General features: G+C 68.6%; 22 protein-coding genes, 1 tRNA gene and 1 pseudogene. 3 read left to right on the top strand and 21 right to left on the bottom strand.

Translation table 11 applies throughout. From position 1 onward, the window contains the following. Position 1 precedes the first annotated feature (1 nt). From IB225_RS09690 to IB225_RS09680, 3 genes are all read right to left on the bottom strand, one after another. The gene (locus IB225_RS09690; RefSeq protein ID WP_192311062.1) at positions 2–931 is read right to left on the bottom strand and encodes an MBL fold metallo-hydrolase; all 930 of its coding nucleotides are present in this window, start codon (positions 929–931) and stop codon (positions 2–4) included. A gap of 95 nt (positions 932–1,026) precedes the next feature. Next, entirely contained in the window at positions 1,027–1,326 is a 300-nt protein-coding gene (locus tag IB225_RS09685) for a hypothetical protein (RefSeq protein WP_192311061.1), read from the bottom strand. A 4-nt stretch (positions 1,327–1,330) separates the two neighbouring features. After that, a complete protein-coding gene (locus IB225_RS09680; protein WP_192311060.1) occupies positions 1,331–2,626 on the bottom strand; it encodes a tryptophan--tRNA ligase in 1,296 nt (431 codons plus the stop codon). 194 nt (positions 2,627–2,820) lie between these two features. Between IB225_RS09680 and IB225_RS09675 the strand changes: the two genes are divergently transcribed. Next, complete coding sequence (locus IB225_RS09675; RefSeq protein ID WP_192311059.1) at positions 2,821–3,621, top strand: hypothetical protein; 801 nt, start codon at positions 2,821–2,823, stop codon at positions 3,619–3,621. A 57-nt stretch (positions 3,622–3,678) separates the two neighbouring features. Here the strand turns inward: IB225_RS09675 and IB225_RS09670 are convergent, their stop codons facing one another. The 10 genes from IB225_RS09670 to IB225_RS09625 all read right to left on the bottom strand — a co-directional run bounded on the left by IB225_RS09670 (position 3,679) and on the right by IB225_RS09625 (position 10,732). Continuing rightward, on the bottom strand, positions 3,679–3,900 hold the full coding sequence (locus IB225_RS09670; RefSeq protein WP_192311058.1) for a CsbD family protein: 222 nt from the start codon (positions 3,898–3,900) through the stop codon (positions 3,679–3,681). Between the two features lie 233 nt (positions 3,901–4,133). Then, on the bottom strand, positions 4,134–4,268 hold the full coding sequence (locus tag IB225_RS09665; protein WP_192311057.1) for an entericidin A/B family lipoprotein: 135 nt from the start codon (positions 4,266–4,268) through the stop codon (positions 4,134–4,136). Between the two features lie 193 nt (positions 4,269–4,461). Continuing rightward, on the bottom strand, positions 4,462–4,614 hold the full coding sequence (locus IB225_RS09660) for an entericidin A/B family lipoprotein (RefSeq protein WP_192311056.1): 153 nt from the start codon (positions 4,612–4,614) through the stop codon (positions 4,462–4,464). A gap of 147 nt (positions 4,615–4,761) precedes the next feature. Next, positions 4,762–5,685, bottom strand: coding sequence for an arginase (gene rocF, locus IB225_RS09655; protein ID WP_192311055.1), 924 nt, complete (start codon positions 5,683–5,685; stop codon positions 4,762–4,764). Between the two features lie 96 nt (positions 5,686–5,781). Continuing rightward, positions 5,782–5,857 (bottom strand) — tRNA-Thr (locus tag IB225_RS09650). Positions 5,858–5,870: 13 nt separating this feature from the next. Further along, on the bottom strand, positions 5,871–6,530 hold the full coding sequence (locus tag IB225_RS09645) for an SPOR domain-containing protein (RefSeq protein ID WP_192311054.1): 660 nt from the start codon (positions 6,528–6,530) through the stop codon (positions 5,871–5,873). A 19-nt stretch (positions 6,531–6,549) separates the two neighbouring features. Beyond that, positions 6,550–7,299, bottom strand: a complete 750-nt coding sequence (locus IB225_RS09640; protein WP_192311053.1) for a type III pantothenate kinase — start codon at positions 7,297–7,299, stop codon at positions 6,550–6,552. After that, entirely contained in the window at positions 7,296–8,264 is a 969-nt protein-coding gene (gene birA, locus IB225_RS09635; protein ID WP_192311052.1) for a bifunctional biotin--[acetyl-CoA-carboxylase] ligase/biotin operon repressor BirA, read from the bottom strand. The genes IB225_RS09640 and birA overlap by 4 nt, the downstream gene beginning before the upstream one ends. Next, positions 8,261–8,887, bottom strand: a complete 627-nt coding sequence (gene plsY, locus IB225_RS09630; protein WP_192311051.1) for a glycerol-3-phosphate 1-O-acyltransferase PlsY — start codon at positions 8,885–8,887, stop codon at positions 8,261–8,263. Before plsY ends, birA begins: the two co-directional genes overlap by 4 nt. Positions 8,888–8,917: 30 nt before the next feature. Continuing rightward, entirely contained in the window at positions 8,918–10,732 is a 1,815-nt protein-coding gene (locus IB225_RS09625; RefSeq protein ID WP_192311050.1) for a DegV family protein, read from the bottom strand. 192 nt (positions 10,733–10,924) lie between these two features. Between IB225_RS09625 and IB225_RS09620 the strand changes: the two genes are divergently transcribed. Both IB225_RS09620 and IB225_RS09615 read left to right on the top strand, forming a co-directional pair. Then, positions 10,925–11,245 (top strand): hypothetical protein, encoded by a 321-nt coding sequence (locus tag IB225_RS09620; RefSeq protein ID WP_192311049.1) that lies wholly within the window; start codon positions 10,925–10,927, stop codon positions 11,243–11,245. After that, positions 11,212–12,025: pseudogene (locus IB225_RS09615) on the top strand (M90 family metallopeptidase). Before IB225_RS09620 ends, IB225_RS09615 begins: the two are co-directional and overlap by 34 nt. A gap of 1 nt (position 12,026) precedes the next feature. Here IB225_RS09615 and IB225_RS09610 read toward each other — a convergent pair. From IB225_RS09610 to IB225_RS09575, 8 genes are all read right to left on the bottom strand, one after another. Further along, on the bottom strand, positions 12,027–13,481 hold the full coding sequence (locus IB225_RS09610) for a sensor histidine kinase (RefSeq protein ID WP_192311047.1): 1,455 nt from the start codon (positions 13,479–13,481) through the stop codon (positions 12,027–12,029). A gap of 28 nt (positions 13,482–13,509) precedes the next feature. Beyond that, on the bottom strand, positions 13,510–14,196 hold the full coding sequence (locus tag IB225_RS09605) for a response regulator transcription factor (RefSeq protein WP_192311046.1): 687 nt from the start codon (positions 14,194–14,196) through the stop codon (positions 13,510–13,512). A 75-nt stretch (positions 14,197–14,271) separates the two neighbouring features. Further along, positions 14,272–14,676 (bottom strand): hypothetical protein, encoded by a 405-nt coding sequence (locus tag IB225_RS09600; RefSeq protein ID WP_192311045.1) that lies wholly within the window; start codon positions 14,674–14,676, stop codon positions 14,272–14,274. Positions 14,677–14,823: 147 nt separating this feature from the next. Beyond that, positions 14,824–15,747, bottom strand: a complete 924-nt coding sequence (locus IB225_RS09595; protein ID WP_192311044.1) for an arginine deiminase-related protein — start codon at positions 15,745–15,747, stop codon at positions 14,824–14,826. A gap of 2 nt (positions 15,748–15,749) precedes the next feature. After that, positions 15,750–16,748 carry a tRNA dihydrouridine(20/20a) synthase DusA gene (gene dusA, locus IB225_RS09590; protein ID WP_192311043.1) on the bottom strand — a complete coding sequence of 333 codons (999 nt, stop codon included), beginning with the start codon at positions 16,746–16,748 and terminating at the stop codon, positions 15,750–15,752. Between the two features lie 66 nt (positions 16,749–16,814). Further along, on the bottom strand, positions 16,815–17,054 hold the full coding sequence (locus IB225_RS09585) for a hypothetical protein (protein ID WP_192311042.1): 240 nt from the start codon (positions 17,052–17,054) through the stop codon (positions 16,815–16,817). Between the two features lie 147 nt (positions 17,055–17,201). Continuing rightward, positions 17,202–17,924, bottom strand: coding sequence for a response regulator transcription factor (locus IB225_RS09580; RefSeq protein WP_225583673.1), 723 nt, complete (start codon positions 17,922–17,924; stop codon positions 17,202–17,204). Next, on the bottom strand, positions 17,921–20,569 hold the full coding sequence (locus IB225_RS09575; protein WP_192311041.1) for a sensor histidine kinase KdpD: 2,649 nt from the start codon (positions 20,567–20,569) through the stop codon (positions 17,921–17,923). Before IB225_RS09575 ends, IB225_RS09580 begins: the two co-directional genes overlap by 4 nt. Between the last annotated feature and the right edge of the window lie 44 nt (positions 20,570–20,613).

Here is a 20,613-nt window from a genome sequence, read left to right as displayed (position 1 = left end):
TTCACGGCCGCCCGCGATCCAGCCAGACGCCCAGGCCCTGCGCATTCAGTTCGATGTCCATCGCCAGGAGGCGCGCGACATCCTCGTCCGCAAGCGGGACCTGCATTGTGTGCGCACGCTCGAGATACAGCGCCGTCAGTCCCGCGGTCAGACAACGATGCCGGTCTGCACGACCATCGCAACTGTCGGCGATCGCTACCATCGCATCGATCTGCTCGTACAGTGCCTGCGCCAGGCGCCGCACGTCGTCGACACGGCCGTAATGGGTCAGGTACATGCCGTCGGGCGCGTGCGCGACCATGCGCGCGATGCTCGCCTTCAACGCCACCGGCTCGAACTGCACCGGCGTGGTGGTCGGCAGGATGAAGGCGCCGTTGGGCCCATCCAGTTCGCGATAGGACAGCCCGAACGTATCGCCAGTGAACCAGCTGCGACTGCGCTCGTCCCAGATGCAGTGATGGTGGCGCGCATGGCCGGGCGTATCGATGCACAGCAACGGACGTCCGCCCAGCATCACGGTTTCGCCATCCCCGACCACACGCACGCGCGCTTCCGGGACCGGCTGGATGGCGCCATAACTGCGCTCGATTTCCTCCTCGCCATAGACCGCCGTGGCGCCGGCGATCAGCTTGGCGGGATCGATCAGGTGAGGCGCGGCGCGGGGATGCGCGACCAGCGTGGCATTGGGCAGCTGCTGCATCAGTAAGCCGGCCCCGCCGGCATGATCCAGGTGCACATGGGTGACGATGAGGAAGTCGACATCCTCCGGCGTCAGTCCTGCCTGCGACAACGCCGCCAGCAGATGCGGGACGGAATGGTTGGTGCCGCAGTCGATGAAGGCGCCGCGCCCTTCTTCGACGATCAGGTAGGCGGCGTCGAAATGATCGCGCTGGAACGCGGTGTCGATGGTGTGGATGCCGTGGACGCTCATCCGCGGGCCTGTGTGGGAACGGATGGCCCGATTCTAGTCCGCGTACCGCGGTTGCACGACCCGCCTTTGGTGGAACGATCCGTCCGCGCGCGCCATCAGCCGCGCGACAGCCACCAGCCGCGCACGGGCACTGCCAGCGTCAGCACGAACAGGAAAGCGCCGTACGCCACCAGCGTGGCCAGCACCTGCTTCCAGATCGCACCCGTGCCCACGTCGGCCGCGCCCAGCGCATAGCCCCACTGCATGCCGACGAAGCTCAGCACGAAGGCCACCACCAGCACGACGACGTCGAAGCCCTTGCGGCGCGCGTTGCGTGGCTGGCGCGGAAACAGCCAGTACAGCGACCCGAGCAACAGGAACCAGGGCAGGAACAGGATCACCGCGAGATACGGCATGACCTCAGGCCTCCGCCGCCCGCAGCGCCACAAGCGCAGACAGCACGTCCGCGACCGGCACCTGCAGCGAGATCTCCGGTGTTTCCATCGCATCCGCCCGCTCGGCCTGCTTCAGCACGCCGATCAGCTTGCCGGCGTCCTTCGGCGAATCGAAACCGGTGCTCTGCACCAGCACGTTGCCGTCCGCGTCCGCCAGCTTGAAGTAGAAGCGGCCATCGGTATCGCGGTACTGCTTGAACACGGGCAGCGAGGCCTTGGTGCTGACGGCCTTCGTTTCGGCCACCGGCTGCTGCGACAGGTCGCGCAGGCCGACCGCGCTGCGCAGTTCGGCCAGCAGCGGCGTGGCATAGCGTTCGCGCAGGCGACGTGCGCCATCGCGCAGGATCGCCTCGATGTCGCCGGGCTTCGCCATCAGCGCTTCGTACTTCTCGCGCAGCGGCGCGATTTCGGCATCGATGCGTTCGAACAGCCGTTGCTTGGCATCACCCCAGCCGATGCCGTCGGCGAACGCCTGCGCGAACGCGCGCGTTTCCTCCGGACTGGCGAACGCCTGGTACAGCTGGAACAGCGCCGAGCCTTCGGTGTCCTTCGGTTCGCCGGGGCCACGCGAGTCGGTCAGGATCGAGAACACCAGCTTCTTCAACTCTTCCCGCGGCACGAACAGCGGAATGGTGTTGTGGTAGCTCTTGCTCATCTTGCGGCCGTCGAGGCCGGGCAGCGTGGCCACGTTGTCGTCGATCAGCGCTTCCGGCAGGGTGAAGTACTCCTTGCCGTACACATGATTGAACCGCTGGCCGAAGTCGCGCGTCATTTCGATGTGCTGGATCTGGTCACGGCCGACGGGGACCTGATGCGCATTGAAGATCAGGATGTCGGCGGCCATCAGCACCGGGTACATGAAAAGGCCCGCGCTGACGCCTGCATCCGGGTCTTCGCCGTCGGCGTTGTTCTTGTCCACCGCCGCCTTATAGGCGTGCGCGCGGTTGAGGATGCCCTTGCCCGCGACGCAGGTCAGGAACCAGGTCAGTTCGGTGATCTCTGGCACATCGCTCTGGCGGTAGAACCACACCTTGTCCGGCTCCAGGCCGCAGGCCAGCCATGTGGCCGCAATCTCCAGCGTGGAGCGCTGCGTGCGCGCCGGATCCTGCGCCTTGATCAGGCTGTGCAGGTCGGCCAGGAAGTAGAAGCTCTCCGTGTCCGCGGCGCGGCTGGCGGCCACCGCCGGGCGCACGGCGCCGACGTAGTTGCCGAGGTGTGGCGTGCCCGAAGTGGTGATGCCGGTAAGGACGCGGGTGGTCATGTGCAAGGCGGGGGAATGCGGGAAAGCGGCCAGTTTACCGGCTGGGACCGGACCATGCCGGCAGCGCCCCTGTGACCGGGCGTCGCAGCCCCGGCCTGCTGGCGGCTTAACCGGCTCCCGGTATTGCGCGCTGCCGACAACCCCACCTGCGGCGGCGACCCGTTCCCAGCATCGTCCCCACTTGGAGAACGGACATGCTGCATCGCATCCTCACTTCCCTGGCCACGCTGGCGCTGCTCGCCGCCTTTGCTCCGGCCCACGCCCGCCCGCTCGTCGACGTCAGCGTGGTCGACCGCGATACGGGCGAATCGCTTGCGAGCTACCCGCACCGTGGCGATCGCTGGGTCGCCGGCGCCCCCGGCCACCGCTACAGCGTACGCCTGACCAACACCACCGCCGAGCGCGTGCTGGTGGTGTTGTCGGTGGATGGCGTCAACGCGATCACCGGGCAGACCGCCGATCCGTCGCAGGCCGGTTATGTGCTGGAGCCCTGGCAGACCACCGAGATCAACGGCTGGCGCAAGTCGATGGCCGACGTGGCGCAGTTCGTCTTCACCGATCTTGGCGACAGCTATGCGGCGCGCACCGGCCGGCCACGCAATGTCGGCGTGATCGGCGTCGCCGCCTTCCGCGAGGCGCGCGTATACCGCTATCCGCAGTACACGCCGCCACCGATCGCGCGTGGCACGCGGGAAAAGCGTGCGGAAGCGGAAGCGTCGGCACCCGCGGCATCGGCGCGCAGCATCGTCGCTGACGAATCCTCCTACGGGCAGAGCATCGGCACCGGTCATGGTGGCCGCGAGTGGGCCCCGACCTCGCGCACGGGCTTCGAGCGCGCGACCCGCCAGCCGGAACAGGTCAGCGAACTGCGCTACGACGAGCGTCGCCGGTTGGTCGCCATGGGGATCGTGCCCCGCCATTCGCGACCGGTCTGGCGCGACGATGCGCCCCGCGCTTTCCCCGGTGGATTCGTCGCCGATCCCCCGCGCCGCTGAGCCAGGAACGGAAACGGGCCGCACAGGGCGGCCCGTTCTTCAGGTACAGCGCGGGTATCAGTGACGCATCGACGTGTCGTCGCGCAGGCTGCGGCGGAAATCCTCGACTTCGGTATGCGCGCGGTCGCGATCGTAGCCGTAGCGCTCCTGCAGCTTGCCTTCCAGATACTCGGCATTGCCCTGGGCCACCTTGAAGTCGTCATCGGTCAGGTCGCCCCACTTCGCCTGGATTTTGCCTTTCAGCTGCTTCCAGTTACCGGCGATGATGTCCTGGTTCATGGCGTTTCCTCTTTCGATTTCGCGGCAGGGGGTTGCCGCGCGAACAGCATCGCAAGGGTCGCGTTGCGCGGCGATCAACCACGCGTCAACACGCCATTAGGAATCGCTGAACCGTTCACCCGCATGAGCGCGGTTTCGCAAGCGTGAATACGTCTGAGTGAAGCACTGCAACGCGATCCGCCGAAACGAAGAAGGCCGCCCGGAGGCGGCCTTCTTCGCGGGATCGGATCGCGTCACTTGCCGGACGCGTCCTCGACCTTCTCGCCGACCTTCTGCACGTCCTTGCCGACGCCTTTAACGGTGTTGCAGCCGGACAGCACAGCCATCGACAACAGGGCCAGTACGATCAGTGCGGAAAAACGCTTCATGGCAGAACTCCTCGATAAAGGTGGAAGGGGTGCGAGGCCGGGCAAAATGCCGTGCCGTCGCGTTCAGCAAGTCTGATTCAACCACACTGGCTGGAGACTGACCAACCGGATGTCGGGGACGATGAGGGCCGGGTCGCCCCGGCCCTCGTCAAGCATCCCGCATGCCTGCTTCCAGGCAAGCGGAACGCCGGAATCAGCAGCGGCCGTCCTTGCAGTCCTGGGCCTTGTCTTCGACCTTTTCACCGACCTTCTGGACGTCCTTGCCGGCGCCCGCCATGGTGTTGCAGCCGGACAGGACGGCCGTGGAAAACATCGCCATCAGCAACAGGGCCATTGCACGCTTCATGTGTCGTCTCCTCGGATTGGAAAGGGTGCCGCCGCGTGTGCGTCCGACGCCGCGGTGGCGTGTGCGGCCACCTTCAGCGGCGCGGCGTATAGGACACGTGAAGCCCTCCGCGACCTGTTCAGTCGCAGTTTTCCCAATCCCGGCGGGTCAGTCGCGCATCAGCGTGGACTTGCCGAACAGGCTCTCCACCAGGTCCACCGTCAGCTTGGCGGTGCGGTTGCGGCGGTCCAGCACGGGGTTCAGTTCGACGATGTCCAGCGACCCCATCAACCGCGTGTCGGCGATCATTTCCATCACCAGCTGCGCCTCGCGGTAGTTGGGGCCGCCCGGCACCGTGGTGCCCACGCCGGGCGCGATGCTCGGATCCAGGAAATCCACGTCGAAGCTCACATGCAGGTGGGTGTCGGCGTCGACACCCTCCAGTGCGGTTTCGATCGTGCGCTTCATGCCGACCTCGTCGATGTAGCGCATGTCGTACACGTCGACCTTGTGGTCCTTGATCAGCCGCTTCTCTTCCGGATCGACCGAACGGATGCCGATCTGCCGCACCATCGCGGGCGTGATCGCCGGGCCGTCGCCCCCCAGTTTCGTCAGGGCATCCGGACCGATGCCGCACAGGCAGGCCACGGGCATGCCGTGGATGTTGCCCGACGGCGTAACCTCGCTGGTGTTGAAATCCGAATGCGCATCCAGCCACAGCACGCGCAGCTTCTTGCCGACCTGGCGGCAATGCCGCGCGACCGCGGTGATCGACCCCATCGCCAGGCAGTGGTCGCCGCCCATCATGATCGGCAGGCGACCGCGCGCCAGTTCGGCCGCGGTCGCGTCCATCACGCCGCGGTTCCAGGCCACGACTTCATCCAGATGGCGATAGCCGTCGACCGGACCGATCCAAGGATTGGCCGGCCCCTGCACGTTGCCGGTATCGACCACGTCGATGCCGCGTGCGACCAGGGCCTCTCCGAGACCGGCGATGCGAAGCGCGTCCGGCCCCATGCGGGCACCGCGATGGCCGGCGCCGACGTCGGTGGGGACGCCGATCAGGGACACGGGGGGAAAGCCTCGACTCATGGGTGCGTCCAGTGGAAAAACAGACGCACAGTCTATGCCGTCGGCGATGACGGGCCTGTGGCATCGCAGCACGCACAGGCGTTCGAAGGCAGGAGATGGTGCCGCTTATCCGAATCGAACGGATGACCTACCGCTTACAAGGCGGTTGCTCTACCAGCTGAGCTAAAGCGGCGTGGGGCGCAATTCTAGCGCAGCGCGGCGCATTCGAGCGGCTGCGGTGCACCGCTGGACGCCGCGCGCGCGATCACGACCGCATCGACGCCCTCCACGGCACCGGCATCCAGCCACCACAGACCCGGGCCGGCGCGGCCTACCGGCTGCAGCTGCGCGTCGAAACCGGCCGCCTGCAGCTGTGTGAGGCGACGCTCGGCCGCCTCGCGGCTGCGATAACGCCCCAGCGCAATGCCGTTGGCCTGGTCACCCTGGCGCACCACCAGGAAATCGTCGAATCCTGCAGCCCCGATGCTTGCCGCCGTGGCTTGCGCATCCTCCAGCGAGGCGGCCGGCGCGATCACCACCTGATAGCCGCTCGCGCTGATGCCGGGAACTTCGCGCAACCGCACGCGGAGCAACCGGCCCGCCGTCGCGGTCTGGGCCTGCGTCGCGGCTGCACGGCTGGTGTAAGGGCCCAGGCTGAAGCAGACGGCGATGGCGGGCGGCGCTGTGGCTGTCGCTGCGGAGGTCGGCGCAATGGGCTGCGCCGCTTCGTCTACCAGTTGCAGGCGCGCGACACCGGACGGCAACGCGGGCTCCGGCTCGGGCGCCGGGACGGGACGGGTCAGCCACCAGGCGGCGGCGCCAAGGTTCAACACGACCAGCAGGACGATCAGGGCACGGATCAGCATGCAGGGATTCTAGCCGCGCTCATGCATCGGTTCCGAGCCGCGCCCAGACGGCGAGCCCTTCAAGCACCAGGCCCGGCGCCATCTCGCCTTCACGCAGCTGCGCTGCGAGTGCCGGCGCGCCGCCACCGTGCAACAGCAACGCAGGACGCTGGCCCAGCGTCTCGCAAGCCTGTTCCAGGCTGCGCTCGATCAACCCCAGTGCCGCGCCCTCGCAGCCGGAAGCCAGCGCGTCGGCGGTATCGGTCGCGAATTCGACGTAGTCGCCGCCCTGCGCCGGCAACTGTGCCGCGGCAGCGTGCAGTGCGTCGCGCATCAGACGCGGTGAGGGCGCGATGCGCCCTCCGTGATGACGCCCCTGCGCATCCAGCAGATCCACGGTCACGGCCGTGCCCACGCCCACGACCAGCCACGCCCCGGCACCGCGACGGCGCGCCGCCAGCAGCGCCAGGAAGCGGTCCACGCCCATGCGCACGGGTTCAGCGTAGGCGATGCGCACGCCCGCCAGCGCGGCCTGTGTCCGCGCGATCGACACCGTGCCGAAGCGCGTGGTCAGCCAGTCCACGACCGTGGCCGTACGCTCCGGCGAGGCGACGCTGGCGAGGACGGCCGTCGAGGCCTCGCGCGCTACTGTCGCCGGCACCTCCGCATCGAGCGCGGCCAGCAGCGCGTCGTCGTACGCGAACGCCAGCATGGGGCCGAGCGTGCCGTCGGCCTGTAATGGCGCGCACTTCACCCGCGAATTCCCCAGATCGAACACCCACTGCGTCATGTCGTCCTCACGCTGACCTCGCCGGCGTGCACTTGCCGCACCGTCGCTCCCATCCTGACCCGCAACGCGCCGTCGTCGCCGATGCCGTCCGCCACGCCATGCTCGTCGCCTTGCGGACCATGCACGTTAACGGCGCGTCCCGCCAGCACGTCCAGCGCGGCATAGCGCGCAAGGAAGGGCGGCAAACCATCGGCATCGAACTGGTCCAGCGCGGGCAACAGCGCGTCCAGCAGACGCGCCGCCAGCGCATTGCGCGACGGCAGGCCATCGGCCAGACCGGCCAGGTCCGTCCAAGCCTGGTCGATCGTTGCGGCGACGGTGGAGGGCATGCGCACGTTCACGCCGATGCCGATCACCGCGCGCACCGGCCCACCGTGCTCTCCACCGCCTTCCACCAGAATGCCGCCCAGCTTGCGTCCATGCGCAAGCAGATCGTTGGGCCATTTCACGCCGACATCGCCATATCCGGCCTGCCGCAACGCTTCCGCGACCGCCACGCCGACGACAAGACTGAGGCCACCCAGGCGGGCCAGACCGCCGGAGAACTGCCGCGACAGCGACAGGTAGAGATTCGACGCGATCGGCGACGCCCACTGCCGGCCGCGCCGACCACGGCCGCCGGTCTGCTGTTCGGCGAGCAATGCCTCGACACCGCGCTCGGGTGCCTTGCGACGGAGCAACTCGCTGTTGGTCGAATCCAGCGACCACGCCACGTCGAGCGACGACAACGCGCTGGCTGTCGCGCTCCGTATCTGTGTACGGATGCGATCGACATCCAGCAGCTCGACAGGTTCGGCAAGCGTGTAGCCGCGCCCGGCCTGCGCGTCGATGCGCACACCGCCTTCGCGCAGGGCTTCGATCCGCTTCCACATCGCGGCGCGCGTCAGGCCGGCATCGCGTGCCAACACGTCGCCGGAGACGGGACCTTCGATCAGGCGTTGTAGCAATTCGCGCTCGCCCGTCATGCGCGGCGACGCCAGAAACGCACGCGTTCGAATCGCGACTCCGTTCCGTCGCGCAGGCGCCGCACGTTCACCCGATGGGTGAACAACACCAGCAGCGCGGCCGCGACGGAAAACACCTGCGCCGGACGGTCGACCTGCATCCACCACGCCAGCGGCACCAGGCAGGCGGTGGCGATGATCGACGCCAGTCCCACATATCCGCTTGCCACCAGCACGCCCACCCACACCGCAAACAACGGCAGCAACGCCATCGGCCACAGCACCGCCATGCCGCCGAGCAGCGTGCCCACGCCCTTGCCGCCACGGAAGCCGTGCCAGACCGGCCAGACATGCCCCATCGCCGCCACGAATGCGGCCAGGAACGCCAACGCGCGTGGCGACGGCCCCCCCTCCACTGGCGCGAACCTGAGTGCCAGCCAGGCGGACAGCGCGCCCTTGCCGATGTCGACCAGCACCACGCCCAGCGCGAACTTCGCCCCCTGCGTGCGGAACGCATTGGTGCCGCCCGCGTTGCCGCTGCCTTGTGTGCGGATATCCACGCCGCGCAGGCGACCCAGCATCAGGCTGCCCGACACGGACCCGGTCAGGTAAGCGAACAACAACAGCAGGCAGGCGGTCAGCATGGCGCCATTATGGGCCACGCCCTCGCAGACTCAGGCCTCCGACGCCGGCTGCACCGCCACGATCAACGCACCCTGGCCCGCATGCGCCCCGATGGCGGCACCGGTGTCCACCAGTCGGTCCTCGCTGATCGACAGGCGCGCGCGCAGGGCCTGCAGCAGGCGCTCGGCTTCGGCGCGCGCGTCGCAGTGTCCGACGATCAATCGCCAGCGCTGGCTTGCATCGAGTTGGCGCGCAACCCGCCGCGCGAATGCCTCGGGCGCCCGCGCCCGCGTGAGCAGCAGGCCGGCGACGACCATGCGGCCATCGGCGCTCATCTTCGCCATCGGCGTCAGCGCGCTGAGCCGGGCGATCGGCGCTGCCCAGCGCGGAATACGGCCGCCGCGCACGGCATGGGAAATGTCGGGCGCAATGGCCCACATGCGCGTCAGTGGGCGCAGGCGTTCCAGTTCGGCCACCACCTCGCTGTCGTCGTGACCCTCGGAGGCCAACTCGGCGGCCCGCCACACCAGCAAAGCCTGGCCGCAGGCGGCGTTGATCGTGTCGAACACGCGCACGCGGCGGCCCGGCTCGCGTGCCGCTGCATGCTCGCCGGACTGCAGCGTGCCCGACAGCGCGCGCGACAGGCCGACATACAGCACCCGCGCATGGTGCGAGAGCGACAGCTCGAACTGCCGACGGAAATCACCCGGCGGCGGCTGGCTGGTGCGCGGAAGTTGCCGCGACGCCGCCATGCGCCGGTAGAACTCGGCCGTCGACAGCCCGACCTTGTCGAGATAGTCGCGACCATCCAGGTCCACCCGCGCCGGCACCACACCGATCGCGTACCGCTCGGCGATGTCGTCCGGCAGGTCGGCTGCACTGTCGGTAACGATCACAAGCGGCTGCGGGGCAACGGCGACCGCCTGCTGGCGGATCATGTCGTCCGCCTTCATGGCCTCCACCTGTCCCTGCTGCGCGCAGGCATCGAACAGCGCCTGCGGCGAACCGGCATGGGCATGCACGCGCAGTCGCGAGGTACCGCCGGCGATGACGATGGAGTCCGCCCCGATCGCTTCCAGCGCAGCGCGCAGGCGGTCGCGATCCAGCGCCTCGCCCAGCAGCAGGCACTCGGTGCACCAGCGGCGATCGGGGTCGATCTCGTGGTCGTGGGCAACAGGGCCGCCGGCATCGTTGGCCGCGCCCGGCGCACCGGCCCGCATGCGCACCGCACGCGGCCCGCCTTCGACGAACTCGGCGATGCCTTCCAGCAGGTCGACGAATCCCTGCGCACCGGCATCCACCACGCCGGCCTTCTGCAGCAGGGCCAACTGGCGGGGCGTGTCGGCCAGGGCACGACGCGCGCGGACCAGCGCGCGGGTAAACCCGCTGCGCGTGTCGGGCTGCGCGCTGTCCGCCGCCGCATCCAGTTCGTCGGCGAACGCGGTGATGACGCTGAGGATGGTGCCTTCGACCGGCTGGGCCAGCGCCTGCCTCGCACTCTGTGCGCCCTGCCGCACGGCGGCCGCCAGCGAGCGGACGTCCAGTTCGGGCAGGGTGCGCACGTGTTCGGCAACGCCGTGGAGGAACTGCGCCAGGATCGCGCCCGAGTTGCCGCGTGCGCCGTCGATCGCGTCGTTACCGACCCTGCTCAGCAGGTCGCCGGCGTGCTGGCTGGGCTGGCTCAGCGCGCCGTTGAGCACACTGCCGAGCGTCGAGGCGAGGTTGTTGCCGGTGTCGCCGTCGGCGACAGGAAAGACGTTGATGCGGTTCAGCCCGTCCCGCGCCGCGATGACCCGGCGGGCCCCGGCGATCAGCGCCAGGCGCAGGGTGGGGGCGGTCAGCGGTCGGTCGGGAGGCGTCGGCATGGCGCGAGTCTGCCGCAAGCCCGTGCACATGCCTGTTGCGACGCAGCAGCCTATCCCCGGTTTTCCTCGATCCGTCGCCACGGGCCGGCGTTTCGTCGCACGGGGCAGCCGGATTCATGCCGGCGGCCCCCAATCCGGCTATAGTCGGCGACGTCATCTGGCCGCTGTAACCGACCGACAGGAGTCCCTCCGATGCTTCGCGCCAGCCTTGCCCTGCTGCTCCTCGTTGCCTCGGCGGCCGTGTTCGCCCAGAACGGGCGTGGCATCGCCAACGGCAATACCGGTACCTGCCAGGACGTCGCCGACCGTGCGGTCGCCGAACGCCCGGCCGATGCCGTGCCGACCGCGTCGGACGCGCGTCGCGCGCGCGCCACTGCCGTGCGCAGCAAGTACGGCGCGCCGGCCTCGATGGCGCCGGCCACCTCGCGCGGTGGCGGCGATGACGACGACACCCCGTTGCCGCGCAGCCGCGGCTCGAAGTGGCACAGCTTCCTGCCGGGCATGTTCCGCTGACGCGGACGGCGGTACCCGATGATCGGATGGTTGCGCCGCCTGCGGCGCCCTGCCCCGTCGATTGAAGACAGCGTCTGGCTACGCGTGCGCACCGACACACCGTGGGTGTCGGCGCTGGACCATGCGCGCTCGGAACGGTTGCGCACCCTGGCGGCGCGCTTCCTGCACCAGAAGACCATCACACCCCTGTCCGGATTGGAGCTGGACGAGACCCAGCGAGCGCAGTTGGCCGCGCTGTGCTGCCTGCCCCTGCTCGAGTTCGGCGAACCCGGCCTGCGCGGCTGGTCGCAACTGATCGTCTACCCCGACGCGTTCCGCGTGCAACGCACGCATACGGACGCGGCCGGCGTGCTGCACCAATGGGAAGACGACCTGGCCGGCGAAGCCTGGGACCAGGGACCGCTGATCCTGTCCTGGGCCGACGTGCAGGCCGACATCGCCGAGCCCGACGCCGGCTTCTGCGTGGCCGTGCACGAAATGGCGCACAAGCTTGACGTGCTGGATGGGGAAATGGACGGCACGCCCCCGTTGCCGGATGCCTGGCATGGCCGCTGGGCGCGCGACTTCCAGCGCGCCTACGACGACTTCCGCATGCAGGTCGACCTGGGCCACGAAACTGCCATCGATCCGTATGCAGCCGAAGCACCCGAGGAATTCTTCGCCGTAGTGACCGAGTACCACTTCTCGGCACCGCACGTGCTGGCGGAGGCAATGCCGGACGTCGCCGCGCATCTGCAGCGCTTCTACGGCCCCTCGCCGATGGCCGTGGCCGCCGACTGAGTCAGAGCCCCGGTGGCAGACGCACTTCGAAGCGTGCGCCACCCAGTTCTTCCGACCGCCCCACCTGCAGCTCGCCGCGGTAGTCGCGGATCAGGTCCTGCACGATCGACAGGCCGATGCCATGCCCCTGCACGCGCTCATCGCCGCGCACGCCGCGCTGGAGAACCTTGGCCACATCGTCCTCGGCAATGCCCGGACCATCATCGTCCACCGCCATGAACAGACCGGCCCGGCGCTGTGGCGCGGTCGCCCCCACCGTGACCGTCAACAGCACGCGGGAGCGCGCCCACTTGAACGCGTTCTCCAGCAGGTTGCCCATCAGTTCCTGCAGGTCGCCGGTCTCGCCGTGGAAGCGCGCGCGCGGATCGATCTCGAACTCGCAGATCACGCCCTTCGCCGCGTACACCTTCTCCAGACCGCGCACGATCTCCTCGGCATGCGGCTCGATGGCCACGGCGGCGGAGAACAGCTTGTGGCCGCTCGATGCCGCGCGCGCCAACTGGTACGACACCAGGTTGTTCATGCGCTTGAGCTGCACATCCAGTTCTTCACGCAGGGCCTGCGGATCGCTGCCACCGCTGTCCAGCTGCGTGCGCAGTACCGCGATCGGCGTCTTCAGGCTATGCGCAAGGTCCGCCAGCGTATTGCGCTGCCGCTCAAGGTTCTCTCGTTCGCTCTCGATGAAGGCATTGATGCTGTCGGTGAGGGGTTCGAGCTCGCGCGGATGGCTCTCGGTCATGCCCGATAGCTCGCCGCGCTGCACGCGGCTGAGTTCGAAGATCACCCGCCGCAACGGACGCAGGCTCCAACGCAATACCAGCATCTGCAACAGCAGCAGGATCACGCCCGCGCCGCCCAGGTATACCCATAGCGAACCGCGGAAGACCCGGATTTGCGCGCTCAACGCCTGCGCGTCTTCGAAGATATAGATGCTGTACGGAATTTCCGCGTGCTGGTGCGTCGCCGGCCACGCATAGCCCACGCCGTAGCGATAGGCCTGGCTGTCGCTGCCGTCGGCGCGACGGATCGGCAGCGGCCCCTCGAACGATTCCTCCAGCGCGCCCAGCATCCGCGGCACCGGCAGCTCGGGGCCCAGCGTGGAGTTCGATCCCCACGGCGGTACGTCGCGCAGCACGACCTGCGCATACATGCCGCTGTCGGGCATGTCGAAGCGCGGGTCAGGCGTGTTGTAGGGGGGAATCAGCGTGCCGTTGCGGCCAAACTCCACCTTGTCGGTGTAGTACAGCGCGTAGCTCTTCAGGCGCTGCCGCAGGTTGTCTTCGGCCGTGTCGACGAACGCACGGTCGAGTGCGTAGCCGGCCAGCGCGAGAAAGGCGAGCAGGGCGAGGCTGGCGGCCAGCAGCTGGCGGGCGCGCAGCGAGCGCGGCCGCCAGCCGTCGAACCGGTCACGGCCGACGGGGGCGGTTGGCGCGGCGCCGGAGGGTGGCGCAGGCATCAAGTGCAGGCGATGCCGGCGCGGATCATCAGCCTTCGCCGCTGCGCGGGATGGCGAAGCGGTAGCCGCGGCCGCGCACGGTTTCGATCGGCTTCAACTCGCCTTCCGGATCCAGCTTCTTGCGCAGGCGGCCGATGAAGACTTCCAGCACGTTGGAGTCGCGGTCGAAGTCCTGCTGGTAGATGTGCTCGGTCAGGTCGGCCTTCGAGACCAGTTCACCGGCATGCATCATCAGGTATTCGAGCACCTTGTACTCGTAGCTGGTCAGGTCGACGTTGCTGCCGTTGACGCTGACGGTCTGCGCCGCCAGGTCCAACGCAACCGGACCGCACTCCAGCGTCGGCTTGCTCCAGCCCGCCGCGCGGCGCAGCAGCGCGTTGACGCGCGCCAGCAGCTCTTCGACATGGAACGGCTTGACCAGATAGTCGTCCGCGCCCTGCTTCAGGCCTTCCACCTTGTCCTGCCAGCTCGAACGCGCGGTCAGGATCAGCACCGGAAACTTCTTGCCCTCGTCGCGCAGCGCCTTGATCAGCTCCATGCCCGACATCTTCGGCAGGCCGAGATCGATGATGCCCACGTCGAACGGCACTTCGCGGCCCATGTAGAGGCCTTCCTCGCCGTCCTGGGCGGCGTCGACCGCAAAGCCTTCGCGCTTCAGGCGCGCTGCCAGGGTTTCACGCAGGGGGGCTTCGTCTTCGACCAGCAGGATACGCATGGACTCTCCTTGGGAATGCGGCGCGGTACGGGACCGCGCGGGACGTGCTCTGTTGAGCCTCGATTCTACGTAAGACTACGGGCGCGGGGGGTTATCGCCGCGTGGAGGCTGCTGCTGCGGCCCGATGTCGCGACGGGGACGCACGGGGGAGTCGACGTCGCGACGCGACGGCACCATGTCGTCCTGCGTGCGCACGCGACCACGGTCGTCGATGTACTTGACGCGCGTGACATCGCGGCCGTCGTACTGCATGCGTTCGACGCTCAACACCTGGTTGCCGGATTCGCTGCGCACGCGACGCACGGAATCGGACATGGAGTTGCGATGGCCACGATCATCGTTGCGCGGGAGACCACGCTCACGCGACGGCGGTGCATCGTTGCGGCCACGGTCGTCCTGCGCGTGCACCGCAGCGGTGCCGGTGATGACGGTGAGCACCGCCAGGGTGAGGGCGGCTAGGGTCGGGGTACGAAAACGCATAACGGAATCGTAACGGAATTGGGGTCGCGAAACTGAACGAAACCCGAAACCGCCTCGGTGGATGGGAAGCGCAGTTTTGGACCGGCGCAGTGAATCCGTTCTGAATTTATCCACAGGGTCATGCCCCGCATTCAGCCAGCTGAACCGTCAGAAAACCTCGGCAACACAACACCTTAGCGAACCGCCGCCCGCTTCGATCGCCTCCAGCGCCACCCTGTGCACTGCGAAGCCCACCGCTTCCAGACCGGCCATCGTCGTCGGCCGAAGGGTCTCGTGGGCGCGCCGGCTCATCCACACCTTCCCCTCCGCCAGCGCGATGGCGTTGCCGGCAAAGGCCGCCTGCTCTGCGGCGGTCAGTTCCACCACACCTCCCGGGTACAGCGCTTCCAGGGCGGGCACCAGCGCCGGTGCATCCAGGCCTCCCGGATAGACCAGTGCCGCACGGCCCGCCAGCACTGCCAGCAGCACGTTGGTGTGGTATTCGCCGGGAGCCAGGTCGAACAGCAGCGTGGCGCGCAGGCCGAACGCCTCATGCATGCGCGCCGCCCCGGCCTCGTCGCACCGTTCGGAAAGACCACAGAAGCCGATGCCGCGTGCGCGGTCGATCACCAGCGCACCGGTCAGTTCGCAGGCATGCGGCTGGGTGGACAGGTCCACCTCGGCATAGCCCAGCGTGTCGCGGAAGAAACCTCGTATGTCCCCCCGCTCCGCCTCGCGCTGGCGCACCTCATGGCGCATGCGGCCGACGATCAGCCGCGGCGCGCCCTCCACGCGCGCGGTGGCGAACACGTTGTTCGGAAACACCGCATCCGGCGTCGCCTCGTTGCCAGGGAAGCAGACCACCGGCACGTCCTGCGCCAGCGCGCGCTGCAGCGCATGGTGTTCGCGCAGCGCCGCGCCGGTGTCGAAGTCATCGGCGTCGGCCATGTAGCGGTTGTCCTGCGCCGACTGCTCGGCCCGCATGAAGCCGTCCGGCGAGACGAGGAACGCCGCACGCGCGGTCGCCGGCCCGAAATCCGGTGCCAGCGAACGAGCGAACGCGGTGAAGGCGGCGATGTCGCGCGTGATCATGCTCAGGCCGCCGGTCGCAGTTCGCGCGTGGTCGCGGCCAGCGCCTGCTCCACCAGCGACCAGTCGGCGCCAGGCTTGTGTGCGCCCTCGCTGAGGATCTGGCGGAACGCGCGTCCACCTGTCTGCGCATGGAACAGCCCCAGCACGTGGCGGGTCAGGTGTTTCAGCGCCATGCCCTTGGCCAGCTGCGTTTCCACATAGGGGCGCCACGCGCGCAGCAGGTCCACGCGCGACTGCATCTCGCCACCGAACAAGGCCACCTGCATTTCATGCAATGCATAAGGCTCGTGGTAGGCAGCGCGGCCGATCATCACGCCATCGCTGTGCTGCAGGTGTTCGTGCACCTGCGCGGTCGTGGTGATGCCGCCGTTGAGCGCGACGGTCAGCTCGGGCCGTTCGCGCTTGAGCCGGTACGCCCAGTCGTAACGCAGCGGCGGGATCTCGCGGTTCTCCTTCGGCGACAGGCCCTGCAGCCAGGCCTTGCGCGCATGCACGAAGAACGTGTTGCAGCCGATGGCGGCCACCGTGTCGATGAAGCCGCGGAACAGGTCGTAATCCTCCTGTTCGTCCACGCCCAGGCGGCACTTCACCGTCACCGGAATGTCCACCGCCTCGATCATCGCCGCCACGCACTCGGACACCAGCGCCGGCTCCTTCATCAGGCAAGCGCCGAAGCGCCCGGCCTGCACGCGGTCCGACGGGCAACCGACATTGAGGTTCACCTCGTCGTAGCCCCACTCCTGCGCGATGCGCGCGGCCTGCGCCAGATGCTCGGGCTCGCTGCCGCCGAGTTGCACGGCGACCGGGTGCTCCACCGTGTCGAAGCCCAGCAGGCGGTCGCGGTCGCCATGGATTACCGCCTGCGCGTGCACCATCTCGGTGTACAGGCGCGCATTCGGCGCCAGCAGCCGGTGGAACACGCGGCAATGCGTATCCGTCCAGTCCATCATCGGGGCGACCGAGAGGCGCAGGGATTCGTGGGGAATGCGGGGCGACGTCATGGCGTCATTGTACCTTGGCCCCTGTGCGCCCCATCCCACAGCGCAAGGTCCGCTACCTCCGGCGAATTACCGGAGAATCTGCGCGGCCATCACTGCGCAGGCTGTGCCAACGGCCAACCACGCCAACAGGCCCAGCCAGGAGAGACGCCCCCTGTACACACCCATTGCCAGGCGGACGAGTACCGCCACAGAAAACAACGAAGCAGCGATGAGGACCGGCAACGCCATGATGCCGAACACCATGGCCGGAATCGTCTGACCGGACTCCACGAAGTAGAGGAAGAGTACGAAGTAGGCAAGGAACACGAACGGAATGGGCCACCAGGGAAGGTGGGCCGAACGCCCTGCGTCAGCGTTGGTCGTTGTTCCGGAGTCCATTGCTGACTGTCAGCCCCCTGCCACCCGAGTTAAAGACGAACTGCCAAACGCATTCGCACACCCGCTTCAGTACCCTCACCCCACGCCCACAAACCTCAACCCCACCCCCGGCTCCGTCGCGATGTACCGCGGCGCGGTCGCATCGTCGTGCAGCTTCTGCCGCAGCTTGCCGACCAGGATGCGCAGGTAATGCGTGTCGTCCTGGTGGTTGGGGCCCCACAGGTCGCGCAGCAGTTGCGGTTGCGTGACCACGCGGCCGGGGTGTTGCAGCAGCAACGCAAGCAGGGCGAATTCCTTGCGGCTGAGCACGACGGCTTCGCCGTCCAGCGTTACTTCGCGGCGGCCTAGGTCGACGTGCAGGTGGCCGTCATCGAACAGCGGCATCGCGTCGTCGCTGGCGGCGGCGCGGGTGCGAAGCAGGCCGCGGATGCGCGCCATCAGTTCCTGCACGCCGAACGGCTTGGTCACGTAATCGTTGGCACCACCGTCGAGCGCGGCGACCTTCTCCATCTCGCCGTCGCGCACGGTCAGCATGATCACCGGCACCTGCGACCACTGCCGCAACTCGCGCAGCACGTCGTGGCCTTCCATGTCCGGCAGGCCGATATCCAGCACCACCAGGTCGGCGCCGTGCGCGGCCAGTTCCGCCAGCCCGGCGCGACCGCTGTCCGCCAGCGCGACCACATAGCCCTGCGCGCGCAGGCTGATGTCGAGGAAGCGCCGGATCTGCGGCTCGTCGTCGATCACCAGGATGCGCGCCGGCGGGGCGGACGCGGGCGGTGGCGCGGTGTAGGTCAAGCGGATTCCTGCGGCGCGGGAGTGAGCAGCGGCAGGGTAATCCGGATCACCGTGCCGCGACCATCCGGCCCCGGCAGCGCCTGCACGCTGCCGCCGTGCGCGCCCACCATGCCCTGGCAGATCGCCAGTCCCAGGCCGGTGCCGTGGCGACCGCGGTCGCCGCGCTCCACGCTGTAGAACATGTCGAAGATGCGGCTGCGCTCGTCTTCCGGAATGCCCGGCCCGCGATCGCGCACGTCGATGCGCAACGCGCCCTCGACGAGCTTCGCCTCCACCTGCACCGGCTCGCCGGATGGGGAGAACTTGCCCGCGTTCTCCAGCACGTTGAACACCGCCTGCTCGATCAGCGCCGGATGCACCCAGATCGCCGGCACGTCCGCCGCTACCGTGGTCTGCACGCGCACGTCGGGCTGGTAGCGCTGCAACCGGGTGACCGCCGAACCGAGCAGTTCGTCCACCCCGATCCAGTCGCGGTTGAGCGTCAATCCGCTATGCCCGAGGCGCGTCATGTCGAGCAGGTTCTGGATGTAGCGGTCCAGCCGCTCGCCTTCCTGCTGGATGGTGTCGAGCAGGCTGCGGCGATCGTCCTCGCCCATCGCATCCCAGTAACTGGCCAGGCTGCTGGCCGAGCCGATCATCGACGCCAGCGGCGAGCGCAGGTCGTGCGACACCGACGACAGCAGCGCCGAACGCAGGCGCTCGGTCTCGCCGCCGACGCGTGCGTCTTCCAGTTCCGCCACCAGCCGCGTGCGCACCACCGCCTGCGCGATGTCCTCGGCCATCGCCTCGGCCAGCCGCCGCTGCTCCGGCAGCAGGCGCGGTGCGCCGTCGTCGAAGCGCAGGCCCAGCACACCGAGCGTGCCGCGGTCGCCCTGCAGCGGCAGGAACCAGCGACCCGCGCCGGCCAGCGTATCGGTGTGCCGCCCGGTCGCCTGCCCGTGCTGCTGCGCCCAGTCGGCGGCGGCGCGGTCGATCTCGGGCAGCGCGATCGACACCGGTTCTTCACGTCCCTGCACGCGCAGCCACGCCTCGGCCGACAGCGCGCGTTCCAGCGCCTTGCGCCCGGCCGCCAGCACCTGTCCCAAGTCGGCGGCCACCGCCAGTTCGCGGCCCAGTGCCTGCAACGCCGTCGCCTGCGTGTTGGCGGCACGCAGCGCCACCACCTGCATGCGCAGGCGCGACGCCAATCGTCCCGCCACCAGCGCCGCGATCAGGAACAGGAACACCGTAGTCACGCCCTGGCGCGCACTGATGTTGAAGGTGAAGCGCGGTTCGATGAAGAAGAAGTTGTAGGCGAAGAATCCCAGCAGTGCGGCCAGCACCGCGGCGGTCATCCGCGTGCGCGACGCGACCAGGACGACCGCCACGATGAAGACCATCGAAACGTCTTCGAGCCCCATCCAGCGTTCCGCCAACCACGCCACCCCGATGGACAGCAGCGAAGCGACGGCAGCGAACGCCAGTTCGTGCCGCGTCAGCCAGCTACCGATGCCGGTGTCGCCGCGCCGGGCACGTGCGCGCGCTTCCGGCGTGCTGATGATGACCAGTTCGTAGTGCGCGCCGCGCTGTAGGATCTGCTGCGTCAACGTACGGTTGAACATGCGCGCGACCGGTCGCTCGCGCGTGCGGCCGAGCACCAGCGTGGAGGCGCCGCTCTGGGTGGCGTGATCGAGCAGCGCATCGGCGATGCGCGCACCGCGCAGCACCTCGGTGTCCGCGCCGAGGCGTCGTGCCAGCGCGAACGCCTGGTCGATCTCCTGCTGCTTCGTGGCGTCCACCACATCGGACGCCTGCACCGTCACCACGCTCCACGGTGCATCGCGGCGCTCGGCGATGCGGCGCGCCGCGCGCACCAGATACTCGGACTGCCCGCAGCCATCGATCGCGACCAGCACCCGCCGCCGCAGCGGCAGGCCGGGCAACCCGCGCGCGGCCTGGTCTTCGCGCAGGTCGCTGTCCACGCGATCGGCGGCGGTCTGCATGGCCAGCTCGCGCAACGCGATCAGGTTCGACGGCGAGAAGAACGCCTGCAGCGCCTGCGCCGCCTGCTCGGGCAGGTAGACCTTGCCCTGGTGCAGGCGCTCGATCAGCTCGCGCGGCGGCAGGTCGACCAGCACGATGTCGCGCAGGCGGTCGAACACGATGTCCGGCACGGTCTCGCTGACGCGCACGCCGGTGATGCGGTGGACGACGTCGTTGAGGCTTTCCAGGTGCTGGATGTTGATCGTGGTGTGGACGTCGATGCCCGCGTCCAGCAGTTCGATCACGTCCTGCCAGCGGCGCTCGTGGCGGCTGCCCGGCGCGTTGCGATGGGCCAGTTCGTCGACCAGCGCGATCTGCGGGCGGCGCGCCAGCAGCGCATCCAGGTCCATCTCGTCCAGCCAGCGGCCCTGGTAGGACACGCGCCGGCGCGGCAGGATCTCCAGCCCCTCGGTCTGCGCGGCGGTCTCGCCCCGCCCGTGCGTCTCGACGATGCCGACCACCACATCCTTGCCCTGCCGGCGCAGTTCGCGCGCCCGCGACAGCATGGTGTAGGTCTTGCCCACGCCGGGCGCCGCGCCCAGGAAGATGGTCAGCCGCCCGCCCTGCTCACGCTGCAGGTGGTCGATCAGGGCATCGGCCTGGCGGTCGCGGGCGTCGGTCATGGGGATAGTGTGCCTGTTGTCGTGTCACGCTGACGAAGAGGGGT

Origin of the sequence: Pseudoxanthomonas sp. PXM02 (genome assembly GCF_014851805.1) — a bacterium.
In the GTDB taxonomy this organism is placed as follows: Bacteria; Pseudomonadota; Gammaproteobacteria; order Xanthomonadales; family Xanthomonadaceae; genus Pseudoxanthomonas_A.
Note: the sequence above shows the minus strand (reverse complement) of the source record. Positions and strands in the feature narration are given on the sequence as shown.

Coding starts and splice junctions, on each gene's coding strand:
- dusA (WP_192311043.1), bottom strand. CDS start 16,748: ATGACGTCGCCCCGCATTCCCCACGAATCCCTGCGCCTCTCGGTCGCC.
- IB225_RS09595 (WP_192311044.1), bottom strand. CDS start 15,747: ATGATCACGCGCGACATCGCCGCCTTCACCGCGTTCGCTCGTTCGCTG.
- IB225_RS09670 (WP_192311058.1), bottom strand. CDS start 3,900: ATGAACCAGGACATCATCGCCGGTAACTGGAAGCAGCTGAAAGGCAAA.
- IB225_RS09685 (WP_192311061.1), bottom strand. CDS start 1,326: ATGCCGTATCTCGCGGTGATCCTGTTCCTGCCCTGGTTCCTGTTGCTC.
- IB225_RS09625 (WP_192311050.1), bottom strand. CDS start 10,732: ATGCCGACGCCTCCCGACCGACCGCTGACCGCCCCCACCCTGCGCCTG.
- IB225_RS09575 (WP_192311041.1), bottom strand. CDS start 20,569: ATGACCGACGCCCGCGACCGCCAGGCCGATGCCCTGATCGACCACCTG.
- plsY (WP_192311051.1), bottom strand. CDS start 8,887: ATGCTGACCGCCTGCCTGCTGTTGTTGTTCGCTTACCTGACCGGGTCC.
- IB225_RS09620 (WP_192311049.1), top strand. CDS start 10,925: ATGCTTCGCGCCAGCCTTGCCCTGCTGCTCCTCGTTGCCTCGGCGGCC.
- IB225_RS09690 (WP_192311062.1), bottom strand. CDS start 931: ATGAGCGTCCACGGCATCCACACCATCGACACCGCGTTCCAGCGCGAT.
- IB225_RS09675 (WP_192311059.1), top strand. CDS start 2,821: ATGCTGCATCGCATCCTCACTTCCCTGGCCACGCTGGCGCTGCTCGCC.
- IB225_RS09610 (WP_192311047.1), bottom strand. CDS start 13,481: ATGCCTGCGCCACCCTCCGGCGCCGCGCCAACCGCCCCCGTCGGCCGT.
- IB225_RS09600 (WP_192311045.1), bottom strand. CDS start 14,676: ATGCGTTTTCGTACCCCGACCCTAGCCGCCCTCACCCTGGCGGTGCTC.
- IB225_RS09645 (WP_192311054.1), bottom strand. CDS start 6,530: ATGCTGATCCGTGCCCTGATCGTCCTGCTGGTCGTGTTGAACCTTGGC.
- IB225_RS09605 (WP_192311046.1), bottom strand. CDS start 14,196: ATGCGTATCCTGCTGGTCGAAGACGAAGCCCCCCTGCGTGAAACCCTG.
- IB225_RS09660 (WP_192311056.1), bottom strand. CDS start 4,614: ATGAAGCGTGCAATGGCCCTGTTGCTGATGGCGATGTTTTCCACGGCC.
- birA (WP_192311052.1), bottom strand. CDS start 8,264: ATGACGGGCGAGCGCGAATTGCTACAACGCCTGATCGAAGGTCCCGTC.
- IB225_RS09680 (WP_192311060.1), bottom strand. CDS start 2,626: ATGACCACCCGCGTCCTTACCGGCATCACCACTTCGGGCACGCCACAC.
- IB225_RS09640 (WP_192311053.1), bottom strand. CDS start 7,299: ATGACGCAGTGGGTGTTCGATCTGGGGAATTCGCGGGTGAAGTGCGCG.
- rocF (WP_192311055.1), bottom strand. CDS start 5,685: ATGAGTCGAGGCTTTCCCCCCGTGTCCCTGATCGGCGTCCCCACCGAC.
- IB225_RS09665 (WP_192311057.1), bottom strand. CDS start 4,268: ATGAAGCGTTTTTCCGCACTGATCGTACTGGCCCTGTTGTCGATGGCT.